Genomic DNA, 24,017 nt, shown 5'->3' on the forward strand with positions numbered 1-24,017 from the left:
AAGGATAATTAACCCAATGAAGATAGGATTTATCGATGTTACTGTTACCATGTCGTACGGTGGCATTCAAACGGCTGTTTGGGCGTTAGCTAAGGCGCTGACAGATGCGGGGCATGAAGTCCATATTTTCGGTGGAACTGGCGATATTCGGCCTGCATTAGGCGAAAGAAATATCCCTATTCATATTTTTCCATTTATTCCCAGAGAACGCGTGCTTAACATTGGACGCCGTTTCCAACGTATTGTTGAACGTTATTCTTTTGCCCGTCATGCCCGTGCAACAGTTATTGCTGAAAATTTTGATTGGGTGATTTTGACTAAGCCTTTTGATTTTTTCTGGCCCAGAATGATGCCTGAAACATCCCATACCCAGTTTTGTTATATGAGTGGTGGAACCAGTTTTTTTAAAGGGGATCGGGTATTGGGTAAAAAAATATCTGCATGGGTTGCATGTAGCCATTTTAATGCCTGGCAGATTCAGCATCATTTTAAGCAATTTCCCAGTATCATCTATAATGGGGTAGATATCGATAAATTCAAACCATCTGACTCGGATGTCCGAACTCGATTAGATATCAATGAGAAAACGTTCCTGTTAACGTTTGCTGGCAGGTTGGTTGGTTGGAAAGGCATGAAAGTCGCCATTGATGCAATGGCTTTGTTGCGGAACAAGGATGTAAAATTATTGATTATTGGTGAAGGTGAAGATTTGAAATCGCTTAAAAAGCGGGTTTCTACTTTGCAGCTAGAAAAATCCGTCATTTTTCATCCTCCTGTTGGTCATGATCAATTACCTGAATTTTATGCGGCGGGTGATGCCGGGATTTTCCCCAGTATTGGTGATGAAGCATTTGGTATTACTATTTCTGAAGCGATGGCGTGTGGACGGCCTGTGATTGCCAGCTATATAGGTGGAATACCGGAAGTGGTTGGTAATGAAGGCAGTGCTGGTATTTTGGTGACACCGGGTGATGCTATGGCTATTGCTGAGGCGGTAAATCATCTTTTATCTTTGCCGGATAGAGGCGAAAAGATGGGGAAATCTGCCCGCCAGAGGATTGAATCGATGTACACTTGGGAACATTCTGCTAGCCGTTTATTGAACGCCATAAAAAATAATGAAAATTGCGTATATTGATCCTTATCCTGTACCTGATTATCGGGTTGCATCACTACAAATTTTACAGAATGTAGATGCTTTTGCTCGTCAGGGGCATCGTGTTTTCCTGATTACCCCAAAAGGCCAAAGCCAGGTTGAGGAGATTCTTGGCAGGTCATTGCCACCTTCTGTGGAGCTAATTGCCCTGCACGATATACGCAGAAAATGGTATTTTCCGCTAAATACTCAGAAACTGTTTTATTTGCAAGTTTCGCGCTGGCTTAAAGAGCATCAAGTTGATGCCCTTTTTACCCGCAATATTAAAATGGCGAATTACCTGTTGTGTAATCATCCAGATACTCCTCATTTCTTTGAAAGCCATGAAGTATTTTCTCAGTCTTTTAGGGAATCCCATGATTTGCTCAATCGTAGAAACCAACGTAAGTATCATAAACTGAGAAAAATTGAGCAGCAGGTTTATGCGGATTCTAAGGTTGTTTTTGCCCTTACTTCACTATTACGAGAAGATATTTATAAGCAATACGGTGTCAAAACACCGATTGTTGTGGCTCCCGATGGGGTTGATATGCTGGCAGTTGAATCGGTTAAGCAGACAATTACCGGCAACGATGACAGCAATACTCTTCCTAAAAAGGTACTTTATTTGGGCAGTTTACATCGTTGGAAAGGTATCCCAACGGTAATGAAAGCCATGTCTTACCTGGATAACGTTGAACTGAATATTGCTGGTGGCACTACTGAACAAATTGAGCGATTGCGGCAGACGGCTAAACAGATTGGTGTCAATGATAAAATTAATTTCCTTGGTTTTGTCCAACCTAGAAAACGCTTTCAGGTTATTGCGGGTAGTGATATTTGTGTTCTGCCATTGACGAAAACCAGTATTGGCAGTCGCTATACCTCTCCTCTCAAGCTTTTTGAATATATGGCTATGGGTAAGCCTGTAGTTATTTCTGATTTTCCTTCCATTCGTGATGCCGTTGATGAAAATGCAGTAAATTTTGCTGATAGTGAAGATGCAGCGAGTTTTGCTGAACAAATTCAATGGCTGATTCATCATCCCGCTGAAATGATGGCTAAAGTTGACTATTCCCAACGGCTGGTTGCAGAACGTTTTAACTGGGATCAGCGTGCGAAGTTAATTATGGGCGTGATAGCGGAAAGATTGTCTCAGTGAATATCTTGCCCTGTTATCTCAATTAAATCTGGCTGCAAATGATACATGAAAACGGTATTGTAATCGGCTCAGATGCAATATTCTCAGAAACAATATCGTAGATAACATATTCAAGGGGTGGGTATGCCGGAACTACCAGAGGTGGAAACCAGTCGCAGGGGGATTGAACCTCACCTGGTTGGAAATGTGATCCAATATGCTGAGGTCAGAAATTCACGTTTGCGCTGGCCTGTTTCTGCACAAATCATGGCGCTTTCAGACAGGCCTGTGCTGAGTGTCCAACGGCGGGCGAAATACTTATTGCTTGAGTTGCCGGAGGGCTGGATTATTATCCACTTAGGAATGTCTGGTAGCTTGCGTGTCTTGTTGGATGAACAACCCCCGGCAAAGCATGATCATGTCGATTTGGTTATGGCTGATGGTAAAATTCTCCGGTATACCGATCCCCGACGTTTTGGGGCATGGTTATGGAGCGACACTCTTGATGAGTGCTCTGTACTTGCTCATTTAGGTCCTGAACCTCTTTCTGATCAATTTGATGGTGAATACCTTTACACGGTTTCCCGCAACAAAAAAATGGCTGTCAAACCTTGGTTGATGGATAACAAAGTTGTGGTTGGGGTTGGGAATATCTATGCCAACGAAGCGTTGTTCGTTGCTCATATCCTGCCTGAACGTCCGGTGAATTCATTAACGCAGCAAGAAGCCTATCTCTTGGCCGATATAATCAAACAGATTTTACGTCGTTCCATTGAGCAAGGTGGTACGACCCTGAAGGATTTTCTGCAATCTGATGGCAAACCGGGATATTTTGCTCAGGAGTTGTTTGTCTACGGCAAGAAAGGTGAACTTTGTCCCGTATGTGGTGAGAAAATCGAGTGTGTAAAATTGGGGCAACGCAGTACATTTTTCTGTCGTCAGTGCCAGCATTAAACGGATTGGGGGCAGAGGATAATTGCCCCGCCTGATTATTATTTGCCCAATTTCTTTAGCATTGCCTGTGTAGCTGGCTCTGACAGGAAAGATGAAACGTCGCCATCATGACGAGCAACATCCTTGATTAAGGATGATGAGACAAAAGACAGCGTTTGGGAAGGCAATAAAAAGACACTTTCCAGCTCAGGCATAAAATGTCGATTCATATTGGCAAGTTGCCATTCATATTCAAAATCGGAAACAGAACGTACTCCGCGGATTAAGATGTTAGCCTGCTGCTTTTTGGCGAAATTGACCATCAGTTCGCTAAACCCAACCACATCGACATTTTCCAGATGAGCCGTGACTTCTTTTGCCAATGTGACCCGCTCTTCCAAACTGAACATGGGACTTTTTCTATCACTATTAGCGATAGCCAATAAAACATGGTCAAACATGTTTGCGGCACGAGTAACAATATCAAGATGACCGTAAGTGATAGGGTCAAAGGTGCCGGGATAAATCGCTTTTCTTTTCATCGTGGTTTTTTACCCTTTGTCTGAATCACTTCCCAAAGTGCAGCGTATTTATTGAATGTATATTGAGCATTTACAATTGCCAATATCAGGCCTTGCTTACCGTCCAAAAAACCTGCCCTTAATAGCCAGGTTTTGAGAAATGCGCCCAGCGTATGGCTGATTATAGAAAAATAACGGATTTTTTTGCCTTGATCGTAGCGGTGCTTCGCCCAATCTCTTGCATAATTTAACTGTTTTTGCTGGAACTCCATCAGGTTACGGCAGGTCAAGTGACGCAGATCTCCCCTGAGCGTCACGATAGATACGCCTTGAGTATCAAGGGATTCGTGAACCTGATTGTTATTGTATTGGTAACGTTCACGGCAATAAAGGCGGATAACCCTATCAGGATACCAGCCACTGTGTTTCATGAATCGGCCCATAAACAGATTGAGGCGTGCGCAGCTATAGACTTTATTGTTATCAGGATTTGCCAGGACTTGTTCAATGGATGCTCTTAGTTCTGGCGTTACGCGTTCATCGGCATCAATCATAAAGATGTAATCACCGCTGGCATAGGATTGTGCAAGCTGCCGTTGCCGCCCGAAGCCGGGCCATTGGGCATTTGAATAGACTTTTGCACCCATTTCGCTGGCTATTCGGCAAGTGGTATCGGTACTGCCGGAATCCAGGATGATAATTTCATCCGCCCAATCCACAGAAAGCAAGCAATCGGCAATCACATCAGCAGCGTTTTTGGTGATCATGACAACGGACAGGCGTTTCTTGGCAATCATCAATGGCTCCTTGGCGGGAGGTAAGGTTCCAGTAATTTTAGCAAACGTTGAAGTGCCCCTTGGTTTTCATGCAGGACTTCTGCGGCGTGGTGGCCGTAATAGCGTCGGTAATCTTCGTCTGTCAGCAGGCTATTGATAGCTGAACTTAATGATGGGCTATCCGTAACAGTAATCAATCCATCCGCTTTATGCAGTTTGGCACAAATATCTTTAAAGTTGAATGTGTGTGGACCCATGATAACAGGAATGGCATGGGCCGCCGCTTCCAGTGGGTTATGTCCTCCGCGTTCTATCAGGCTCCCTCCGACAAAAGCCAGATCAGCGATACCATACAGGAGCATCAATTCGCCCATCGTATCGCCAATCACCACTTGCACATTAGTGTCAGGAATAGTGCCAGCACTGCGTAGTATCGCGTTTAATCCCGCTTTTTGGGTTAACTCAGCGGCCTTACCAAAACGTTCAGGATGGCGGGGTACTAGAATCAACAGCAGATCAGGAAATTGTTTAAGCAATTTGCAATGCGCATCCAGAATTATCGTTTCTTCCCCATCATGGGTGCTGGTTGCTATCCATACAGGGCGATGAGGTGCCCATTGGCGGCGCAATGTGACGGCTTTTGCCGCGAGTTCTGGTGTAACAGAGATATCGAACTTAAGGCTACCCGTCACGGAGAGTTGGGAACGTCTCAAACCCAATTCGATAAAGCGGTCACCATCTTCCTGAGTTTGTGCGGCGATCAACGTGATTTTATTTAAAATGGTTTTGATAAAGCTGCTAATTTTCTGATATCCCTCCGCAGAGCGGGCAGATAGCCTTGCGTTGGCGATAACCAGCGGGATTTCCCGTTGACGTAACTGGGTAATCAGGTTCGGCCATAGTTCGGTTTCCATAATGATCACTAACTTGGGATTGACGTGATCCAGAAAACGTTTCATTGAACCTGGCAGGTCATAGGGAAGATAGACATGGTTAACATCATTGCCGAGGGCAGACAGAACCCTTTCAGAACCTGTCGGTGTCATGGTTGTTATCGTAATGGGTAAAAAAGGGTAATGGTGCCGCAAGATCCGTACGAGCGGAATGGCCGCCAATGTCTCTCCAACAGAAACGGAATGCAGTAAGATCCCACCGGGTGCCACCTTTTTAGCGCAGAAGCCATAGCGTTCTCCCCAGCGTTTGCGGTACGCAGGCGACTTACGGCTGCGTAGCAGCAGACGTAACCAGATAATGGGTTGGATAAGGTAGAGAAGTACCTGATATAAGCGAAGCAACATTCTATCAAATTCACTGACATAGACTGCGGATATAGTACCACATTGGCTTGAAGAAAGTGTGTAAAATGAAGTTTCCCTTGAACCATATTTTGGTGTTCTGTGGGCTATTTTTCTATTAATTCAATATATTGCTTCTGTATATTGTTTGCCTCAAATTTTTCATACAGTTCATCTGTAATTTGTGGGGGCGTATCGTAAGCAAGCTGTATTTTTTCGGCCAAAGAATCTACGTCTAGTTTAGACAGATAGTTTTTCAGTTGATCTGTCATTATCTCTCTAACACCACCAGGGCAATCAGTACTGACAATAGGAGTATGGCAAATTAATGCTTCGATTAATACTGTCGGTAATCCCTCACTATCTGAACTTATCACAACCGCTTTTGCTTCATTGATTATGGGATGTGGATTGGGGTGAAAGCCAGCCAAAATAACGTTATCATCTAACCCATGCTCATGAATTTTTACTTTAAGATACCTTTCTATTTCTTTGGAACCTTGCCCAACAATAATTAGCTTGCATGGGAGATTTGTCTTTGCAAAGGCACCTATTAATCGGTCTTGACGTTTTACTTGATGTAAGCGCCCGACATGCAGAATGTAATTCAATCCGTGATAAGGATTGGTTTCTGATGCCTGTGCTTTTATTTTTTCAAAATCAAAGGGATTGTAGATGGTTTTTATCTGCTTGGGCTGTATCCCGATATTGCTTAGTAGATCATGACTAACAGCCTCGGAAACGCAGATAATTTTTTTATTTTTATAAACTTTTTTTATCTTTTTCTTTTTAATCCAAAAAGAAAAGCCACTCTTATTGCTTAAGTAGGATTGAGAGTAAATGCCATGAATACAATGCCATACATTACAATTTCTCAAGGCTTTGGATTTTACTACGATACGGTCGGTTTTATGTAGATTGGATATGACAAGAGCAGGTTTACCTTTTTGTTGGAAAAGCTTAAATAAAACTTTATCCATTGCTTTAGCTCTGCGGCTTATCTCATTGAGTTTTCTGAGTAGCCCTCGATAGTCATCTGGGCTGACGATGTAATGAATATCTTCTGGGATGGTGTAATCTAATTGAGTATTGAGTGAAAGTAATGAAATTTGGTAGTTTGATTTACTCAGACCTGCCGCAAGGCGAAGGGTAACATTTTCAGCTCCTCCTCCGGGTAATCCATCAATAATAAAAAGGATATGTTCTTTCACTGTGTTAAAACTCGTTGATAAAGATCAATTAATTGTTTGGATAAATTTTCAGGTGTTGCAGCGATTATTTGGTTTCTGGCGGCAATAGACATGTTGGTTCCGAATATGTTATCAGGAATGTCATAAACAGCATCCCTTAATTTTTCAATATCTAATGCATCACAGATAAAACCATTCTTCCCTTCGGTGACAAATTCTGCCCCACCACATGTTGTGCTAGTAATGACGGGCAAACCACTGGCCATAGCTTCAAGGATCACATTAGGAAAGGGATCATATAGTGTCGGCAGTAGTAAAGCATCAGACAACTGGTAAAAGGGCAATGTATTTTTTTGTAACCCCATGAAACGGACGCGATAAGTACACCCCAGCGTATTTGTCAGCGCCTGATACTTTTTCTGCTCTTTGTCTTTACCAATAACTAATAGATAGCTATCTGTCTTTGCGATGGCCTGGATTGCCGCAGATAATCCTTTTCGCTCAAAACCAGAACCAACATAAACTAAGCATCTTGCTGTTACGGGGATTTGATATTGTTGTCTAAGTTGTAGACGGGTTTGCTCATCAGCAGGAAAGAACTTTGTATTATCGATTGAGTTATATATAACAGTGATTTTATCTTCGGCTACACCAAATTCTTCGATAATTTCCCTTTTTATCATTTCAGCGTTACAAATCACTTTTTTTAAGGCCGGATCTGCATACATTTCTGCCTCAGCATTCATAACATAGCGGTGATACCTATCATTTAACAACCAGCGTGCTTTCCATGTTGGTAAGATACGGGTTCTTTGATGTAACCAGCGCTTATGGACGCCATCTCCGGCCCGATAAATATCACAGCCAGCAATGCGTTCATGGCTTTGAACCAAATCAAATTGTGCTTTTTGCCATAATTGCCGTGCTGATTTGGCAAAACCGCTTTCGCGGCTAATTCTTCCATATTTAATGGGATCACACAGGTGGATATGCCAATTGGGGGTACTTGCACCTTGCCAAGAGCGTGTAATAACATTCAGTTCAAGCTGTTGGTGCTCTAGAGCTTCCAAAGCTCTTGAAATAAAACGTTCAGCACCTCCATCTGGACGATACTTTTGACGGACAATGGCTAAACGTAATGGTTTCATGAAATATATTTCCTTGCTGCTGAAATGACGACATCTGTGGGTATCAGATCTAAGTAGCGTTCGTTTGTACAAGTTTTTATATCATCTGGGTGTGGAATATTGCCATAATCGCCAGCCCAAATCACCTCACCAACCGATTGCCAGGGTTTCCAAAATGTCAGTTTGGATGGACCGAACAATGCAATGCAGGGCGTTTTTAGGGCTGCGGCCATATGCATTGGTACTGAATCTACGCCAATGAATAATTTAGCATGATCAATCAAAGCGGCAAGTTTGGGTAATGTTAATTTTCCCGCCAGAGAAAGAATGTTCTTTTTATCATCAGGGCAGTGTGACAAGATGGTGTTTACCATTTCCAATTCCTTTTGGTCTGGTCCAGCAGTAATGATAATGCTATGCCCATCTTTTTGTAGTGAAGTAATCACTTGTGCCATTTTTTTTTCATCCCAACACTTAAAAAACCATCGAGATGTGGGTTGAACAACGACATATCTTTCTGAAAATCCATACTTAGAACGTGTTTGCATTATCCATTTTAAATCGTCTTCACTATAACTCATTGTTACTTTTGTGATAATTGAATTAAGTTGCAATGGCTTTAGGATAGAAAGATTTTGTTCTACTGTATGTAATGAATCATGGTTATCTGTTGGTACAACCTCAGTATGACATAAACTCCATTTCCAATTTTGTCGTTTAGGGAAACTAAGGGCCAGGCGGATAGATGCGCCGGTAAAACGGGAAATAAATGCACTTCTCCATTGGTCGGCAAGGTTGATTACTAAATCATAATGCTGCTGTCTCAATGTCTTAAGCAGAGTCCACTCATGTAATAATTTTTTCCTTGTGTCCAGCTGCCTCCACGTGCGGTCTATAGAAAAAATACGGGAAATCTCTGCTAAATTTTCCAGCATCGGTGAGGTTTCTTGATAAAGGAGAACATCAATTTTTGCATCTGGATAGTGGAGAGTAAGTGTGCTGATCACCGGAGTTATCAGTAACATATCTCCATGATGTTGTAATTTAATCAACAGAATGCGTTTGATTTTATTATTTTTTGGGATCATTTGTTGGGTTCTTTAGCATATCGAGGTATACGATGATCTTAATGTAAAAATCATAGCGTGGCATCTTAAGTACACCAACCAAGAATAGTACTAGATAGGGTTTATATTCAATCAGATAGATAAGAATCATATAGGCAATCGGTATTCTCTAATTGCGCTCTTTGTTTGCTATGCGTACCATTAGGACAATTATCATCGTCACGTTTTGGTGTATATCAATGTCATTACCCGCTTTTATTATCACGATCGACACCGAAGGTGATGATCTATGGCAAAATAGTGGTCAGATCTCAACAAAAAACACGCATTATTTGCCAAGGTTTCAGAATCTCTGTGAGCGTTTTGGCTTCAAACCCGTTTGGTTAACTAACTATGAAATGGCAATGGATGGTAGCTATATCGAATTTGCCAAGGATGTGATCGCCAGAAATACGGGTGAAATCGGTATGCATTTGCATGCCTGGAATAGTCCACCTATTGTCCCTCTTACTGATGATGATATGCACTATAAACCATATCTGATTGAGTATCCTAAAGATCAGATTAAAGCAAAAGTTGATTTAATGACCCATCTTTTGGAAGATAAGCTCCAGACTAAAATGTTAAGCCACCGTGCTGGGCGCTGGGCATTTAATGAGTATTACGCACAATTATTAGTGGAATATGGATATCAAGTAGATTGTTCTGTTACACCAAAAGTTAATTGGAACTTTACCAAAGGTGATCCTAATGGAAATGGTGGAACAGATTATAGCCGTTTTCCTGATCATGCTTATTTTATGGATTTGCAGGATATTTCCAAAGAAGGACATTCTCCGTTATTGCAAGTCCCTATGAGTATTCAATATAAGCACTCTGCGGTTATGAACTTTATTAAGCAGAAATATGATCGATTGAGAGGAAAACAGCGTTCTCCATCGGTTAATTGGCTGAGATCAAAAGGCGGAAATTTGGCACAGATGAAAACCGTTGTCCAACAAACTTTGTCTAATGGCAGTGACTATGTTGAATTTATGTTGCATTCATCTGAGTTTATGCCTGGTGGAAGCCCAACGTTTAAGAGTGAAGAGCAAATTGAACAGCTTTATCAGGATTTGGAAGGATTGTTTGAGTTTTTGAAGCCACTGGTGCAGGGGATGACACTGAAAGAGTATTATCAATTTAAATTAAAAGAAGGTTAAAAATTTTAATCTAGTCTATAGAAAATTAGATGTATCATTACAATAATTATGGTTAGTTTTTTCATATAAAGGATTGTAAAATGATTTATAAACTTATAGATGTTTTTAAATATAAAATAAGTAAAACAATATATAGAAATATATGTAATAATAAAATGAAACATAATATGAGTTTTTGGCCTCACATAAAGATATCAAGAAATATCAATGGTAAAATAGATGCTGTTTTTTTCAAAAAAAAGCAGATTGATATTGCAGACTTTGAATTTTCATCAGGAAAGCCATTGATTATAATTGCTTCTGGCCCTTCTGTAATAGATATAAATGTTGATTTTTTTAATAGTGAAAAGTTTGATATTCTGGGAGTTAATGGTTCGTATAAATTATATTCATCTGTAAATTTCAAATATCATATGATAATTGATATAACATTTGTTATAAATAGAAGTGATATTGTTTTTGATATTTTGAATGATGATTCACTAACATTATTAACAACGATGGATTGTTTGAATGAAATTTTGACCAAACATTATTCTGTTGTGATTAAGTGTAAAATATTAATTATAGAGCATGTTGAACAACCAGTTTATGAAAAAAAGAAAGAACTATTTAATATAAAAGATGATGAATTAGTTATAAGAGAAAATATTGCATTTTCACTTAACTTAAATAAAGGGTTCTTTGATGGCAGTACAGTAGCATATGCTGCTTTGCAAATGGCATTTTTCTTAAATTATAAAAAAATATATTTTGCTGGATTAGATATGAATAATTTTGATAAGCCAAGGTTTTATGAAAATCCAGAAGATATTCTCAGTACTGATCTAGATAAGAATTTTAAAAATATAATGGTACCTTGTTTTGAGTTGTCTTACGAGTTGGCTAAAAGGCATGGAGTTATGATTTATAATTTATCAAGATATAGTGCAATAAATTCTTTTAAAAAGATAGATTATACCACCGTCCCATAAAATATATTGTATGGAGGATTTTTACGTGATATTAAATTTTTGATAGGAGTATAATCGACATTTATCACCAATTTAAAATGTATTATTTTTAACAAAATGATGATTAAAATATAGTGTTAATTATTTCTAATTTTTAAGGGAATCCATTTTATGGAATTGGTCATGACACAAATAAAATCTTTTCTTTCAGGATGGAAAAAAAGCAATTTTGAACAATATAAAGAAGCACATGCTCTTTTTGGCGGATGTACATTAACACATCCCAATATTGTATCTTTTTTGGATAAACATCTTGATGGGCAGTTTGGTTTTTATATCAAAAAAACAGCATCTGGCGTTAAGGGTGCCTGTTTTTCTTTTAAAAACAAAAAGCTGATTGAAGAAATGCAAACCAGATACCCAGTTTCATATGATGAAATTGTTTTCCCTATCGCAACAGATGTAAAATTATTTTTACCTATAAAATCGAAGAGATTATCACCTATTCATAAAAATAATTTTATCAATACGAGTTATAGGTCTCTTTTCAGTAAGCGCCAAATCTGCCTAATCAAAGACAGTTTTTCTTATAAAACCCGCCGCAATCGTAGCAACGAGATCAATAAATTTAAGCGTGCAGGAGGAGAAATTCGCTCTTCAAGTGAATTCAGCGCAGAAGAGTTGGTGGATATTTATATCGATCTGTACCAAAAGCGCTGGAATTATAGCCACTCGGAAGAACAAAAAAAGCATCTCCTTGAAATATACACTGAGCTTCGTGAGCATATATTTGGCAATGTGCTGCTGATTAACGGCAAGCCTTGTGCTTACGATCTTGTCTTGTGGGCAGAAAGCCCCAAATGGATCTCCTTTGATGCCATTAATGGGGGTTATGAACCTGAGTATGCCCATCTCAGCATTGGCAGTATCTTGATGTGGGTGAATATCCAAGAAGCAAAAGCACTGTGTCAGCAGCAAGACAAAACTATGCGTTACTCTTTAGGTAACCCTACGTTTGAATACAAAAATCGTTGGTGTGAAACATTCCCACTAGGCAGAGTGCTTTTTTAATGTATCCTGCAAGAGCAGCATAACTTCCCCTGAAGTGATACCTTTCATCGTATTATCCGCTGATTTTAGAGGATGCTGCTCTTTGCCATATCCACCGATCAAACCAGGATCAGTCGGCCCAAATAGCGTAATATTGGGTCGATCAAGTGCTGCTGTAAGATGGCTTAATCCTGTATCAACTGAAACTACAGCTTGTGCCCCCGCAATAACATGTGCAACTTCGGCCAGCGTTAGTTTTGGCAGAACATCAACATGGGAAAACCCTTTCGCTAGCCGTAATGCCCGCTGATATTCATGTTCAGCGCCCCAAGGGAGTTTAATGCGCATACCCGTTGCCCGGAGATCTGCGATAAGCCGCTTCCAATGATTTTCAGGCCAATGTTTTTCATCGCGCGTTGTTGCATGAAGAAAAACGAGATAGTTATTTTGGCTACTGGTTTGCTGGTGCAAAAAATGGCAGGCGATAGCGTAATCACCTTGCCCTGACGGTTTTTGATAGCCCAGGCTCTCAGCAAATAAAGCTCGGGTGCGTTCAACCGCGTGTTGTTGCTTGCTGATAGCATGACAATGATCGTAGAAAAAACTGGCGATGGGTTCACGAATACTTTTTCGATCGTAACCATGTTTTGGGCCATGTGCCAGCCTGGTTACCAAAAAAGCACTTTTTAACAGACCTTGCGCATCAATGATGGCGTCATATTGGCGCTGTTGTAGTTGTTGCCGGAATCGTGCCCGTTCTTCACGAATATCTTTTCTGAACCAATTTTTTCGCCAACGGCGAATAGCCACAGGGATCACATTTTCGACCGCATTGTGCCAGGTTGGAATTTGGGCAAATCCTTCTTCCACTACCCAATCAAATTGAATGTCAGGAAGCTGCTGTTTTGCATCAGTTAATGCTGGCAGAGTATGTAACACATCCCCCATCGAAGATGTTTTTACCAGTAAAACACGCATTAATTTTGCTTCTCCGCCTGTAGCCGTTTTTCTAATGAAGATAGAACCTGTTCAGGTTGAATATCGATCAGGCTTTGGTGATAGCCGCCGTCGCTGTCGCCTTTTCTGATTTTGTGATAGCCCGTAATCAGGCGGATCACTTCAGCCTTATTTGATAGTGGCGGGGTAAAATCCGGGCTACTTGGTCCATATAATGCTACCAGAGGACGGTTTAAGGCCGCCGCTATATGCATCAAACCGGAGTCATTTGTGACGATGGCGTCACAGGCGGCGATGACATTTACCGCTTGTTCAAGCGAGGTTTTTCCTGCCAGATTGAGACAATTTTCGCGGGCATCATCGCTTAAAAGTGCGCGAATATCTTCACCTGCCGGATGATCTTTGTCAGAACCAAACAGCAAAATTTGATAGCCTTTTTGGGTAATTAACTGTTCGGCAAGAGCGGCATAGTGATAATGTGGCCAGCGTTTGGCTGGGCCGAACTCAGCACCAGGGCAGAAGCCAATAATAGGGCGGTGATCAGAGATATTGAAGGCTGAGGTTGATTCTGCAATATCTTCGTCATTGACACTTAATCGCGGCCATAACAAAGATTGTGGAAGATCATCGGCGTTACGTATATTTTTCCCTTCATACGCGAGAGCGACATAACGTTGAACCATGAGTGGAAACGCACTCTTATTCAGGACTCGGATATCATTTAGCAACCCGTAACGCATCTCGCCGCGCCAGCCTGTACGTAGCGGGATATTGGCGAAGAAAGGAACCAGCGCAGATTTGAATGAGTTGGGCAATACATAAGCACGATCGTATCTATTTTCACGCAATGCCAGACCGAGGCGTCGGCGTTCACCCAAGGCAAGGGCACCATGACCCAGCGGCATAGCCAATGCCTGATGCACTTCTGGCATTTTTGCCAGTAATGGGCGACACCATGCAGGTGCCATCACATCAATTTCCGCACTGGGGTACAACGCTTTCAAAGTACGGTAGAGGCTTTGTGACATCATCATGTCACCCACCCATGATGGGCCGATCACCAATATCTTCATAGAGGTCGATTAATTATCCTGATTGAGCCATTGCATATATTCAGCGACGCCTTCGGCAACCGTCCTGAACGGTTGTTGATAGCCAGCAGCGCGGAGTTTTGTCAGATCTGCTTGAGTAAAACTCTGATAACGGCCTTTTAATTTTTCCGGAAAGTCGATGTATTCCACGGTTGGGGATTTTTCTTGATGGAATGCAATTACAGCATCTGCCACAGCCTGAAAAGATTCCGCGCGGCCTGTTCCACAGTTAAAAATGCCGGAAACGCCATTTTTCCAGAACCACAGATTGACAGCGGCAACATCCCCGACATAGATAAAATCGCGGCGGAAATTCTCACTGCCAGCAAATAACTTCGGATTCTGTCCCTGGTGAATTTGGTTATTTAAATGGTAGGCGACACTCGCCATGCTGCCCTTATGCCCTTCGCGCGGCCCGTAAACATTGAAATAACGGAAGCCGCAAATTTGCGAATCCGCGTGAGGCAAAATATCACGAACATATTGATCAAACAGGAACTTGGAATAACCATAAACATTGAGAGGTTTTTCATATTGGCGCTCTTCAATGAAATTGTCACTGCGGCCGCCATAAGTCGCCGCAGAAGAGGCGTACAGGAAGGGGATTTGGCGCTCAAGGCAGTAATGCAGCACATCTTTAGAGTACTGATAATTATTGTCCATCATATACTTACCATCCCATTCGGTTGTGGATGAACAAGCACCTTCATGGAAAATAGCATCAATGTCACCTAAATCGTCACCCGCCACGATGCTGGCGATGAAGTCTTCTTTATCTATATAATCGGTGATATCCAAATCAACCAAATTGACGAACTTTGTGCCATCTTTCAGGTTATCAACAACCAGAATATCCTTATAGCCTTCGTCATTCAGTGCCTTGACAATATTGCTGCCAATAAACCCTGCGCCACCAGTGACAATAATCATTTGGCCCACCTCTAAATAGTCAGTTCACTTTATACCCGGCTTTATGCAAATTGCAGCTTTATCGCTGCAATTTGACATCTATTGGGCATATCTTTGCTGCGTATAATAGCACTTAACCCTACTGACGACAGCAGCTTAACCAGGGGAATATCCTGAAATTTTGCTGTATGCCAGGCTCTGGGCCGTGATCAGCTTTACAAAGTTGATATTATCTTGCTCGTTATGTCGTCACTGGCAGGATCTATCAGTAAAATACACCACGCCTTTCACTTAGTTAGGGATTCAGGAGAGAAACATGTCAGCGTCGTTTTATCAGAAAATGAATGAGCAGTTGGAACAAACCCGCTCCGAAGGGTTATTCAAAAGTGAGCGTATTATCACTTCTGCTCAGCATGCCAATATTGCTGTTGCTGAGGGTCACCAAGTCGTTAATTTTTGTGCCAACAATTACTTAGGTTTGGCCAATCACCCTGACCTGATCGCGGCGGCAAAAGCAGGCATGGATAGCCACGGTTTTGGTATGGCATCCGTGCGTTTTATCTGTGGTACGCAAGATGCCCATAAAGAATTAGAAAATAAACTTGCTGAATTTTTGGGTATGGAAGACGCCATTCTGTACTCCTCGTGCTTTGATGCAAACGGCGGTCTGTTTGAAACCCTGTTTGGACCAGAAGATGCCATTATCTCTGATGCTTTGAACCATGCCTCCATCATTGATGGCATCCGTTTATGTAAAGCGAAACGTTACCGCTATGCTAATAATAACATGCAAGAATTAAGGACTCAGTTGGAAAAGGCAAAAGCGGAAGGTGCGCAAAATATCCTGATCGCAACTGACGGGGTATTTTCCATGGATGGCGTTATTGCTGACCTGAAATCCATCTGTGATTTGGCAGATGAATTTGGTGCATTGGTCATGGTGGATGATTCACATGCAGTTGGCTTTGTTGGCAAGCACGGCCGTGGCACACATGAATATTGTGATGTTATGGGACGTATTGACATCATCACCGGTACGCTGGGTAAGGCTCTGGGGGGCGCATCGGGTGGTTATACTGCTGCGCGCAAAGAAGTGGTTGAATGGTTGCGCCAGCGTTCACGTCCCTATCTGTTCTCCAACTCACTGGCGCCAGCCATTGTTGCCGCATCGATCAAAGTGCTGGACATGCTGAAAAATGGTGATGATCTGCGTGAGCGTCTCTGGAAAAATGCGAACTTGTTCCGTGAAAAAATGACAGCGGCAGGTTTCATTCTGGCGGGAGCAGACCATGCGATCATCCCTGTTATGTTGGGAGATGCGAAACTGGCGCAGGAATTCGCGGCGGAACTGTTGAAAGAAGGCATTTATGTGATTGGATTCTTCTATCCGGTTGTGCCAAAAGGTCAGGCCCGTATTCGAACCCAGATCTCAGCCGCCCATACTGAAGAGCAAATTGAACGTGTGGTGGCTGCATTTATCCGCATTGGCAAGCAATTGAATGTGATTGCTTAAGGTATCTTTATGAAAGCCTTGTCCAAATTAAAGCCAGAAGAAGGTATCTGGATGACAGAAGTGCCCCCGCCAGAAATTGGACACAACGATGTGATGATTAAAATCCGTAAAACGGCCATTTGCGGGACGGACGTTCACATCTATAACTGGGATGATTGGTCGCAAAAAACTATCCCTGTCCCGATGGTCGTCGGGCACGAATATGTTGGTGAAGTGGTTGCGATTGGTCAGGAAGTCAAAGGGTTCAAGATTGGTGATCGTGTATCCGGTGAAGGCCATATCACTTGCGGTCACTGTCGTAATTGCCGTGGTGGACGTACGCATTTATGCCGCAATACCACGGGTGTTGGTGTGAACCGTGAAGGTGCATTTGCTGAATATCTGGTTATTCCCGCCTTTAATGCTTTTAAGATCCCAGACAATATACCCGATGAGCTGGCTGCGATTTTCGATCCATTTGGCAATGCGGTACACACTGCGCTGTCTTTTGATCTGGTGGGGGAAGATGTTCTGGTATCAGGCGCTGGCCCTATCGGGATTATGGCAGCCGCGGTATGTAAGCACGTCGGTGCGCGTCATGTCGTGATAACAGACGTCAATGAATACCGACTTGAGTTAGCTCGCAAAATAGGCGTTACCCGCGCGGTGAATGTCAGCAAAGAAAATCTGACTGATGTCATGGCAGAACTGGGAATGACAGAGGGTTTTGATATTGGTTTGGAGATGTCAGGCGCTCCACCAGCGTTCCGTACTTTGCTTAATACCATGAATCATGGTGGACGCATTGCACTATTGGGTATTCCACCTTCAGACATGGAGATAGATTGGAATCAGGTCATCTTTAAGGGGCTGTTTATCAAAGGCATCTACGGACGTGAGATGTTCGAAACCTGGTACAAGATGGCGGCTTTGATCCAATCTGGTCTGGATTTGTCCCCGATTATCACTCACCAATTCTCGATTGATGATTACCAGAAAGGTTTTGATGTCATGCGCTCAGGGCAATCTGGCAAAGTTCTCTTAAATTGGGATTAAAAATTAGCACAGGCACCTTTGGCTTTTGGGTGCCTGTTTTATCCGCTTTTGGTGGCAATTGTGTTTTATTGGCAGCCTTGTTTTCCGTTGTTTGTTTTACTTCTGGCTTGCCTGAAATATTGGATGTTTTTTCTGCCATACGGGGCGTTGGGCAGGATCGCAATAGAAACCGCAACGGGCATTTGTAAGATCTTATTTTCTTCACTAACACGATAGCCAACATCATCAATGACGATGGCTAAACGTGCAGCCTGAGCATTTAGAGTCAACAGCATAAACAGCAATAGATGTGAAGAATAGCAGCATCCAAGATAAAAGCGTGAATGCATTAACCCGCTTTATCAATCGATACCGCATCTTCACCATTATTATCCTATTTCCCTAGCCACGGTAATGGGTTAACAGCCTGCCCTTGACGGCGGATTTCAAAGTACAGTGAAGGTTGTTGTTGCCCGCCACTGCTGCCAACCAATGCTATTGGCTGGCCTGCCCGAACCTGTTGCCCAACACTGACCAATGTGCTCTGGTTGTAACCGTAAATGCTCATATCACCTTTACCGTGTTCAATCACGACAATCAGGCCATAGCCTTGCAGCCAGTCCGCCAGCAATACACGTCCATCTGAGATTGCCCTGACTTCCGTCCCTTCCGCTGCTGAGATAACAACCCCTTTCCAGCGAAGTTCACCTTGTATCGCTTCGCCAAAACTATGGATGACACGACCGCGTACTGGCCAGATTGCTTGCCCGGCAGGACGCCCAAGGCCACCCGTTCGTGCCATGAGAGCACGTTCTGCTTCTGTTGGCTTATAACTGGAACCTTTTTGTTGCGCTTGTTTCTGTTTAGCGGCAACCTGGGCACGAACACGAGCCGCTTCACGTGCTTCACGTTCAGCACGCGCTTTGGCTTCCCGTTCAGCTTTGGCAATTTTGTCTCTCAGTCTGGTTTCATTCTGCCGAAGCACAGCCAGGCTTTGTTGAACTTTTTTCAATGAAGATTCAAGAACCGTTAATGTCTTATGTCGCGCCGTGCGGGCAGTTTCCATCTTTTGCTTTTGCTGTTTTTGGCTAACCAGTATCGCTTTTTGTTCACTTTGTTTTTCTAGTTGCAGTTTTTTTTGCTGGTTGAGTTCTTCAGTTGTTTTTTGCAGTCTGGCAATAGTTTCCTGACGTGCCTGATTCAAGTAACTGTAATAGGCGAGAATACGTTCTTTGCGCTGATTTTCCTGCCCATTGAGCAACAATTCTAAACCTTGGTGATTTCCTTGCCGGAATGCGGCATCCAATTGGTTGGCAAGTAATTGTCGTTGCTCCTTTTGTTGCATTCGCAGGTGTTTGATATTGGCATTTAGCGATGACACGTCGTTTTCTAGCTTATTCAGACGAGTTTGTGTCGTGTGCAGCGAACGTCCCACTTCTGAGATAGTACTTTCTTGTTCTTTTAATTGGTTAAGCAGATCTGTACGTTGTTTTTGTTGCTGTTTTACGCTTTCCTCTTTCTCGGCAATATTCTGTTGAATATCTTTGAGCTGATTTTTATTCTCTGAAATTGGATTGGCGAAAGTCTTTATACTGAAACTGAGAAAGGTGAACAACAAGGCACAGAGCTGTAACACCCTGATTTTATTTTGCAGTTTGTATTGCCTCTGCCGATTCTTACGGCTCCTGAGATCCTTATTTTCAGCCATCTTATTGGTTACCCTGCTGCTACATAGCGCCTGATTATTTCATGAGGAATTGCACCTGACCAGAGAACAGACTGTTTTTTATCATTAATATAAGTTTTAGTTAATTTAGTCTATTTATTGTCGAAAATCCTGCCTTGCCCCAGTGTTACATGAAATATTTTATTGATGCATTACAATTAAGTTGTTCTCGGTATGTTTTTAAATTTTTCTCGAAACTCTCCGCAAAATCTGCATTGGATTGATGCTAATTGGCTGTAATTGAGGCAACACACAGGTATACTCTTCTACCTTAGATATTTGTTATTAACCAACGGGAGTTGTTGCCCTCCATGCTGCAAGAAATCATGCAATTTATTAGCCGGAACACGATCCTGAGCCTTGCCTGGATTGCATTGCTGGTGGCTGTCATTGTGATGACGGTAAAAAGCGCGTTCTCCAAGAGTAAAGAGATCACCCGTGCTCAGGCTATCCATTTCATCAACAAGGAAGACGCTATCGTCGTGGATTTACGCTCCCGGGACGATTTCCGCAAAGGGCATATTATTGGTTCCGTTAACCTGACGCCATCTGAAATTAAAGACAATAATTTAGGTGAGTTGGAGAAACATAAAAAACAGCCTGTTATCGTCGTTTCAGCGAATGGGCTGGAATCCAGAACACCAGCGGAAAATCTGGTTCGTTTGGGCTTTGAGCAGGTCTATTCCCTGAAAGAAGGGGTTACTGGTTGGGCGGGTGAAAATTTGCCATTGGCTCGCGGCAAGAAATAACGAACTGAGGTGCAAGTAGTCGCTTGCATTGTAGAAAAGTTTAGTAAGGACATCTGAAAAAGGTAAATATTATTATGTCAGAACAAAACAACACAGAAATGGCTTTCCAGATCCAGCGCATTTACACGAAAGATATTTCTTTCGAAGCACCAAAGGCCCCACAGATTTTCCAGCAGGATTGGCAGCCGGAAGTTAAATTGGATCTGGATACCGCTTCCAGTGAATTGGTTCAGGGAGTTTATGAAGTTGTTCTGCGCGTTACTGTCACGGCGACACTGGAAGAAGAAACAGCGTTTTTGTGTGAAGTCCAGCAGGCGGGGATTTTCTCTGTTGATGGTCTTGAAGGGACTCAGTTGGCACATTGCTTAGGTGCATATTGCCCGAACGTCCTGTTCCCATACGCCCGTGAGTGCATCACCAGCCTGGTTAGTCGTGGTACTTTCCCACAACTGAATCTGGCTCCTGTTAACTTCGATGCCCTGTTCATGAATTATCTGCAACAGCAGACTGAATCTCAGTCTAATGAGGCTGCACAGGAAGCCTGATGAATACCGCTTCTATGACAGTAATCGGTGCCGGCTCATACGGCACCGCTTTAGCGATTACGTTGGCTCGCAATGGGCATGATGTTGTGCTCTGGGGGCATAACCCTGCGCACGTCAATGCATTGCAACAAGCGCGCTGTAATCAGGCATTTTTACCGGATGTTTCTTTTCCTGACAGCTTATTGCTCGAGTCCGATCTGAAAAGCGCTGTTTCAGCCAGTTGTAATATTCTGGTGGTGGTTCCCAGCCATGTTTTCGGCGATGTCTTACAGCAGATAAAACCATATTTACAACAGGATAGCCGCATTGTTTGGGCAACCAAAGGGCTTGAAGCGGAAACCGGGCGTTTATTACAAGATGTCGCTCGTGAGATATTAGGCGATGAAATCCCCTTGGCCGTCGTTTCTGGCCCGACATTTGCGAAAGAGCTAGCAGCAGGTTTACCAACCGCGATTGCGGTTTCTGCCACAACACCTGAATTTGGTGAAGAACTGCAACAGTTTTTCCATTGCGGCAAAAGCTTCCGGGTTTATAAAAACCCAGATTTCATAGGAGTACAGCTCGGCGGGGCAATAAAAAATGTTATTGCAATTGGTGCAGGGATCTCTGATGGTATGGGATTTGGAGCCAATGCCCGCACGGCATTGATCACCCGAGGGTTGGCAGAGATGAGCCGCCTCGGAGTAGCATTGGGTGCTGATCCTTCTACATTTATGGGAATGGCTGGACTGGGTGACTTAGTTCTGACCTGCACTGATAACCAATCTCGCAACCGTCGCTTTGGCATGATGCTGGGAAAAGGTATCGGTGTTGATGAAGCGCAGAGTGAGATCGGGCAAGTGGTTGAAGGGTATCGCAACACTAAAGAAGTTCGTGCCTTGGCAAAACGAGCGGGTGTTGAAATGCCTATTACAGAGCAGATCTACCAGATACTATACTGCAATAAAAATGTGCTTGAGGCCGCCCAAACATTATTGGGAAGAGCGACAAGAGATGAGGGAGAAGGCTCTCACTCTTAAATAAATGAGAACACTGATATGTCGCGAGCAGAACTGAACGAAGTCTGGAAAAATATTAAAAACGAGGCGAGGGCGCTGGCAGACTGTGAACCCATGTTAGCCAGTTTTTTTCACGCGACACTACTCAAGCATGAAAATCTTGGTAGTGCCCTGAGCTACATGTTGGCAAATAAGCTGGCATCACCGATTATGCCCCCCATAGAAGTCAGAGAAGTCGTTGAAAATGCGTATCGCAGTGATCCCAAGATGATTGAATCGGCAGCACGTGATATCAAAGCTGTTCGACTGCGCGATCCGGCAGTAGATAAATATTCGACACCTTTACTCTATCTTAAAGGTTTCCATGCTCTGCAAGCCTACCGTATTGCTCACTGGTTATGGAAAGAAAATCGCAAGGCATTGGCGATTTATCTGCAAAACCAAGTCTCAGTTTCGTTTGGTGTCGATATCCATCCTGCCGCAAAGATTGGCTGCGGCATTATGCTAGATCACGCAACGGGCATTGTGATTGGTGAAACAGCGATTGTTGAAAACGATGTCTCCATCCTGCAATCCGTAACGCTTGGGGGAACAGGTAAAACTAGCGGAGATCGTCATCCGAAAGTACGTGAAGGGGTGATGATTGGCGCGGGTTCCAAAATACTCGGCAATATCGAAATTGGTCGAGGTGCGAAAATTGGGGCAGGGTCGGTTGTATTAAGATCAGTTCCACCTCATACCACAGTGGCAGGCGTACCGGCGAGGATTGTTGGTAAACCGGAAAGTGAGAAGCCATCGCTGGATATGAACCAACATTTTAATGGCATCAATAATGGATTTGAGAATGGGGATGGGATTTGAAATTCTGTTCTTTTCTTATGCACATTAATAGATAGGACATTCAGCGCGGATTAGACGCTGAATGTCCTATTAATCTTAATCCCGCAATAACGCACCCGGATAACCCAGTTGCCGCCATGCTTCAAACACAACCACTGAGACAGAATTAGACAGATTCATGCTACGGCTATCTGGCAGCATGGGAATTCTGATTTTCTGTTCAGGCGGCATGTTATCTAACACATAAGGTGGTAACCCACGGGTTTCCGGGCCGAACATCAAGTAATCACCATCACGATAACTCACGTTACTATGAGCCGGAGTACCTTTTGTGGTTAAGGCAAACAGACGCGCTCCAGAAGGGGATTGTGAATTGATGGAACTGAGTCCTTCACTTTCCAGGAACGCATTGTAATCGTGGTGTTGTTTGATATTGGCAAACTCATGATAATCCAACCCCGCACGACGCAGGCGTTTGTCGTCCCATGTAAAACCCAAAGGTTGAATGAGATGAAGCTGACAGCCTGTGTTGGCACACAGGCGGATAATGTTGCCTGTATTAGGCGGAATTTCTGGTTCGAATAGGACGATGTTTAGCATGTTTTGATTAAATTGTTACAGATGTAGTTGTAATCATCAACTTATTGAATTTCATATACATTTAATGTAGCTCAACGAATTCAATACATAATCACTAATTAAAATAACCCCCCAATTATAATTTTTTGGGGGAGAAGAATTATTTTAATGGTTTGATTTTGAGAGAATCCGAGTAAGAGTTAATTATATAATTTCCATTTTTTAAATTATCCCCGTTTAGTATGTATTTCTTATTTCGCTCTATAAATTTAGCATCTGCTCTAAAGATCGTAATATAATTGTATTCATGAACATAACTTGATATATCTCCTCCGCAAGTCCATACATCATTGTTATAATACTTATCCCCCAAAGACCAACACCACCATGATGTATGAAAGGGTGACATGAGATAATTATATATGTATTTTTCGAAACCAGTTGAATTTTGAATTATGAAATAAGATTTATCGTTACTAGACATCATGGGTTTAAGTTCATCAACATATTTTTGAACTTGCAATCTCGATTCAAGTAATTTTTTATCAGGTGATATTCCCTCAATGTCTTTTCTAATTTGGCTAGATGAAAAAAATGCTAAAATAACAATTGTCGTTAATATGGTAGTTAATTTTAATTTTTCATTTTTCATTAGTGAAAAATACATTATCATGGATACAGATAGCCAGGCAAAATAGTAAGATGC

At 42.5% G+C, this 24,017-nt stretch carries 24 protein-coding genes and 1 pseudogene; 12 read left to right on the plus strand and 13 right to left on the minus strand.

Going from position 1 to position 24,017, the window contains the following annotated elements; genetic code table 11:
• Nucleotides 1-16 precede the first annotated feature (16 nt).
• The 3 genes from AAY47_RS17650 (at nt 17) to mutM (ending at nt 3,230) form a co-directional block, all read left to right on the plus strand.
• Nucleotides 17-1,138, plus strand: coding sequence for a glycosyltransferase family 4 protein (locus tag AAY47_RS17650; RefSeq protein WP_047771560.1), 1,122 nt, complete (start codon nt 17-19; stop codon nt 1,136-1,138).
• Nucleotides 1,119-2,297, plus strand: coding sequence for a glycosyltransferase family 4 protein (locus AAY47_RS17655; protein WP_047771562.1), 1,179 nt, complete (start codon nt 1,119-1,121; stop codon nt 2,295-2,297). Before AAY47_RS17650 ends, AAY47_RS17655 begins: the two co-directional genes overlap by 20 nt.
• Nucleotides 2,298-2,420: 123 nt before the next feature.
• Nucleotides 2,421-3,230, plus strand: coding sequence for a bifunctional DNA-formamidopyrimidine glycosylase/DNA-(apurinic or apyrimidinic site) lyase (gene mutM, locus AAY47_RS17660; RefSeq protein WP_047771563.1), 810 nt, complete (start codon nt 2,421-2,423; stop codon nt 3,228-3,230).
• 38 nt (nt 3,231-3,268) lie between these two features.
• Here the strand turns inward: mutM and coaD are convergent, their stop codons facing one another.
• The 6 genes from coaD to rfaQ form a co-directional block, all read right to left on the minus strand.
• Nucleotides 3,269-3,751, minus strand: coding sequence for a pantetheine-phosphate adenylyltransferase (gene coaD, locus AAY47_RS17665; RefSeq protein ID WP_047771564.1), 483 nt, complete (start codon nt 3,749-3,751; stop codon nt 3,269-3,271).
• Nucleotides 3,748-4,527 (minus strand): glycosyltransferase family 2 protein, encoded by a 780-nt coding sequence (locus AAY47_RS17670; protein WP_047771566.1) that lies wholly within the window; start codon nt 4,525-4,527, stop codon nt 3,748-3,750. Before AAY47_RS17670 ends, coaD begins: the two co-directional genes overlap by 4 nt.
• Nucleotides 4,527-5,804 (minus strand): lipid IV(A) 3-deoxy-D-manno-octulosonic acid transferase, encoded by a 1,278-nt coding sequence (gene waaA, locus AAY47_RS17675; RefSeq protein ID WP_047771567.1) that lies wholly within the window; start codon nt 5,802-5,804, stop codon nt 4,527-4,529. The genes AAY47_RS17670 and waaA overlap by 1 nt, the downstream gene beginning before the upstream one ends.
• A 104-nt stretch (nt 5,805-5,908) precedes the next feature.
• Nucleotides 5,909-7,012, minus strand: coding sequence for a glycosyltransferase (locus AAY47_RS17680; RefSeq protein ID WP_047771568.1), 1,104 nt, complete (start codon nt 7,010-7,012; stop codon nt 5,909-5,911).
• Nucleotides 7,009-8,139: a glycosyltransferase family 4 protein gene (locus AAY47_RS17685; protein WP_047771569.1), complete on the minus strand. Its 1,131-nt coding sequence runs from the start codon at nt 8,137-8,139 to the stop codon at nt 7,009-7,011. Before AAY47_RS17685 ends, AAY47_RS17680 begins: the two co-directional genes overlap by 4 nt.
• Nucleotides 8,136-9,206, minus strand: a complete 1,071-nt coding sequence (gene rfaQ / locus AAY47_RS17690; protein WP_047771571.1) for a putative lipopolysaccharide heptosyltransferase III — start codon at nt 9,204-9,206, stop codon at nt 8,136-8,138. Before rfaQ ends, AAY47_RS17685 begins: the two co-directional genes overlap by 4 nt.
• A 218-nt stretch (nt 9,207-9,424) precedes the next feature.
• Between rfaQ and AAY47_RS17695 the strand changes: the two genes are divergently transcribed.
• The 3 genes from AAY47_RS17695 to AAY47_RS17705 all read left to right on the plus strand — a co-directional run bounded on the left by AAY47_RS17695 (nt 9,425) and on the right by AAY47_RS17705 (nt 12,411).
• Nucleotides 9,425-10,387, plus strand: a complete 963-nt coding sequence (locus tag AAY47_RS17695) for a polysaccharide deacetylase family protein (RefSeq protein ID WP_047771572.1) — start codon at nt 9,425-9,427, stop codon at nt 10,385-10,387.
• Between the two features lie 80 nt (nt 10,388-10,467).
• Entirely contained in the window at nt 10,468-11,361 is an 894-nt protein-coding gene (locus AAY47_RS17700; RefSeq protein WP_047771573.1) for a hypothetical protein, read from the plus strand.
• A gap of 162 nt (nt 11,362-11,523) precedes the next feature.
• Entirely contained in the window at nt 11,524-12,411 is an 888-nt protein-coding gene (locus AAY47_RS17705) for a GNAT family N-acetyltransferase (protein WP_047771598.1), read from the plus strand.
• Here the strand turns inward: AAY47_RS17705 and rfaC are convergent.
• From rfaC to rfaD, 3 genes are read right to left on the minus strand one after another with little or no spacing between them, the layout of a single operon-like run.
• On the minus strand, nt 12,391-13,368 hold the full coding sequence (gene rfaC, locus AAY47_RS17710) for a lipopolysaccharide heptosyltransferase RfaC (protein ID WP_047771574.1): 978 nt from the start codon (nt 13,366-13,368) through the stop codon (nt 12,391-12,393). The two genes, AAY47_RS17705 and rfaC, sit on opposite strands and share 21 nt — an antisense overlap.
• On the minus strand, nt 13,368-14,420 hold the full coding sequence (gene rfaF, locus AAY47_RS17715; protein WP_047771576.1) for an ADP-heptose--LPS heptosyltransferase RfaF: 1,053 nt from the start codon (nt 14,418-14,420) through the stop codon (nt 13,368-13,370). Before rfaF ends, rfaC begins: the two co-directional genes overlap by 1 nt.
• 9 nt (nt 14,421-14,429) lie before the next feature.
• A complete protein-coding gene (gene rfaD / locus AAY47_RS17720) occupies nt 14,430-15,368 on the minus strand; it encodes an ADP-glyceromanno-heptose 6-epimerase (RefSeq protein WP_047771577.1) in 939 nt (312 codons plus the stop codon).
• 295 nt (nt 15,369-15,663) lie between these two features.
• Here rfaD and kbl point away from each other — a divergent pair, with 295 nt between their 5' ends.
• Both kbl and tdh read left to right on the plus strand, forming a co-directional pair.
• Nucleotides 15,664-16,860 carry a glycine C-acetyltransferase gene (kbl, locus tag AAY47_RS17725; RefSeq protein ID WP_047771579.1) on the plus strand — a complete coding sequence of 399 codons (1,197 nt, stop codon included), beginning with the start codon at nt 15,664-15,666 and terminating at the stop codon, nt 16,858-16,860.
• Nucleotides 16,861-16,869: 9 nt separating this feature from the next.
• Nucleotides 16,870-17,895, plus strand: coding sequence for an L-threonine 3-dehydrogenase (tdh, locus tag AAY47_RS17730; RefSeq protein WP_047771580.1), 1,026 nt, complete (start codon nt 16,870-16,872; stop codon nt 17,893-17,895).
• A 128-nt stretch (nt 17,896-18,023) separates the two neighbouring features.
• Here tdh and AAY47_RS22945 read toward each other — a convergent pair.
• Nucleotides 18,024-18,170 (minus strand): annotated as a pseudogene (locus AAY47_RS22945) (divergent polysaccharide deacetylase family protein); the annotation flags it as partial.
• Nucleotides 18,171-18,268: 98 nt separating this feature from the next.
• Nucleotides 18,269-19,582, minus strand: a complete 1,314-nt coding sequence (gene envC / locus AAY47_RS17740; protein WP_047771583.1) for a murein hydrolase activator EnvC — start codon at nt 19,580-19,582, stop codon at nt 18,269-18,271.
• Between the two features lie 329 nt (nt 19,583-19,911).
• On the opposite strand from envC, the gene AAY47_RS17745 reads away from it, so the two are divergent.
• From AAY47_RS17745 to cysE, 4 genes are all read left to right on the plus strand, one after another.
• Nucleotides 19,912-20,349 (plus strand): rhodanese-like domain-containing protein, encoded by a 438-nt coding sequence (locus AAY47_RS17745; RefSeq protein WP_047771585.1) that lies wholly within the window; start codon nt 19,912-19,914, stop codon nt 20,347-20,349.
• 74 nt (nt 20,350-20,423) lie between these two features.
• Nucleotides 20,424-20,894, plus strand: coding sequence for a protein-export chaperone SecB (gene secB, locus AAY47_RS17750; RefSeq protein ID WP_047771586.1), 471 nt, complete (start codon nt 20,424-20,426; stop codon nt 20,892-20,894).
• Nucleotides 20,894-21,913, plus strand: a complete 1,020-nt coding sequence (gpsA, locus tag AAY47_RS17755) for an NAD(P)H-dependent glycerol-3-phosphate dehydrogenase (protein ID WP_047771588.1) — start codon at nt 20,894-20,896, stop codon at nt 21,911-21,913. The genes secB and gpsA overlap by 1 nt, the downstream gene beginning before the upstream one ends.
• An 18-nt stretch (nt 21,914-21,931) precedes the next feature.
• The gene (gene cysE, locus AAY47_RS17760; protein ID WP_047771589.1) at nt 21,932-22,753 is read left to right on the plus strand and encodes a serine O-acetyltransferase; all 822 of its coding nucleotides are present in this window, start codon (nt 21,932-21,934) and stop codon (nt 22,751-22,753) included.
• Nucleotides 22,754-22,828: 75 nt separating this feature from the next.
• On the opposite strand, the gene trmL is transcribed toward cysE, so the two are convergent.
• Entirely contained in the window at nt 22,829-23,332 is a 504-nt protein-coding gene (gene trmL / locus AAY47_RS17765) for a tRNA (uridine(34)/cytosine(34)/5-carboxymethylaminomethyluridine(34)-2'-O)-methyltransferase TrmL (RefSeq protein ID WP_047771590.1), read from the minus strand.
• Between the two features lie 139 nt (nt 23,333-23,471).
• The coding region (locus tag AAY47_RS17770; RefSeq protein ID WP_235428407.1) for a hypothetical protein at nt 23,472-24,017 on the minus strand (546 nt) is incomplete at its 5' end.

This window comes from Xenorhabdus griffiniae, from assembly GCF_001028135.1.
GTDB lineage: Bacteria > Pseudomonadota > Gammaproteobacteria > Enterobacterales > Enterobacteriaceae > Xenorhabdus > Xenorhabdus bakwenae.

Coding starts and splice junctions, on each gene's coding strand:
- AAY47_RS17650 (WP_047771560.1), top strand. CDS start 17: ATGAAGATAGGATTTATCGATGTTACTGTTACCATGTCGTACGGTGGC.
- rfaD (WP_047771577.1), bottom strand. CDS start 15,368: ATGATTATTGTCACTGGTGGCGCAGGGTTTATTGGCAGCAATATTGTC.
- AAY47_RS17745 (WP_047771585.1), top strand. CDS start 19,912: ATGCTGCAAGAAATCATGCAATTTATTAGCCGGAACACGATCCTGAGC.
- secB (WP_047771586.1), top strand. CDS start 20,424: ATGTCAGAACAAAACAACACAGAAATGGCTTTCCAGATCCAGCGCATT.
- kbl (WP_047771579.1), top strand. CDS start 15,664: ATGTCAGCGTCGTTTTATCAGAAAATGAATGAGCAGTTGGAACAAACC.
- mutM (WP_047771563.1), top strand. CDS start 2,421: ATGCCGGAACTACCAGAGGTGGAAACCAGTCGCAGGGGGATTGAACCT.
- AAY47_RS17655 (WP_047771562.1), top strand. CDS start 1,119: ATGAAAATTGCGTATATTGATCCTTATCCTGTACCTGATTATCGGGTT.
- gpsA (WP_047771588.1), top strand. CDS start 20,894: ATGAATACCGCTTCTATGACAGTAATCGGTGCCGGCTCATACGGCACC.
- coaD (WP_047771564.1), bottom strand. CDS start 3,751: ATGAAAAGAAAAGCGATTTATCCCGGCACCTTTGACCCTATCACTTAC.
- AAY47_RS17695 (WP_047771572.1), top strand. CDS start 9,425: ATGTCATTACCCGCTTTTATTATCACGATCGACACCGAAGGTGATGAT.
- cysE (WP_047771589.1), top strand. CDS start 21,932: ATGTCGCGAGCAGAACTGAACGAAGTCTGGAAAAATATTAAAAACGAG.
- AAY47_RS17685 (WP_047771569.1), bottom strand. CDS start 8,139: ATGAAACCATTACGTTTAGCCATTGTCCGTCAAAAGTATCGTCCAGAT.
- AAY47_RS17700 (WP_047771573.1), top strand. CDS start 10,468: ATGATTTATAAACTTATAGATGTTTTTAAATATAAAATAAGTAAAACA.
- waaA (WP_047771567.1), bottom strand. CDS start 5,804: ATGTTGCTTCGCTTATATCAGGTACTTCTCTACCTTATCCAACCCATT.
- envC (WP_047771583.1), bottom strand. CDS start 19,582: ATGGCTGAAAATAAGGATCTCAGGAGCCGTAAGAATCGGCAGAGGCAA.
- rfaQ (WP_047771571.1), bottom strand. CDS start 9,206: ATGATCCCAAAAAATAATAAAATCAAACGCATTCTGTTGATTAAATTA.
- AAY47_RS17670 (WP_047771566.1), bottom strand. CDS start 4,527: ATGATTGCCAAGAAACGCCTGTCCGTTGTCATGATCACCAAAAACGCT.
- AAY47_RS17705 (WP_047771598.1), top strand. CDS start 11,524: ATGACACAAATAAAATCTTTTCTTTCAGGATGGAAAAAAAGCAATTTT.
- rfaF (WP_047771576.1), bottom strand. CDS start 14,420: ATGAAGATATTGGTGATCGGCCCATCATGGGTGGGTGACATGATGATG.
- rfaC (WP_047771574.1), bottom strand. CDS start 13,368: ATGCGTGTTTTACTGGTAAAAACATCTTCGATGGGGGATGTGTTACAT.
- trmL (WP_047771590.1), bottom strand. CDS start 23,332: ATGCTAAACATCGTCCTATTCGAACCAGAAATTCCGCCTAATACAGGC.
- tdh (WP_047771580.1), top strand. CDS start 16,870: ATGAAAGCCTTGTCCAAATTAAAGCCAGAAGAAGGTATCTGGATGACA.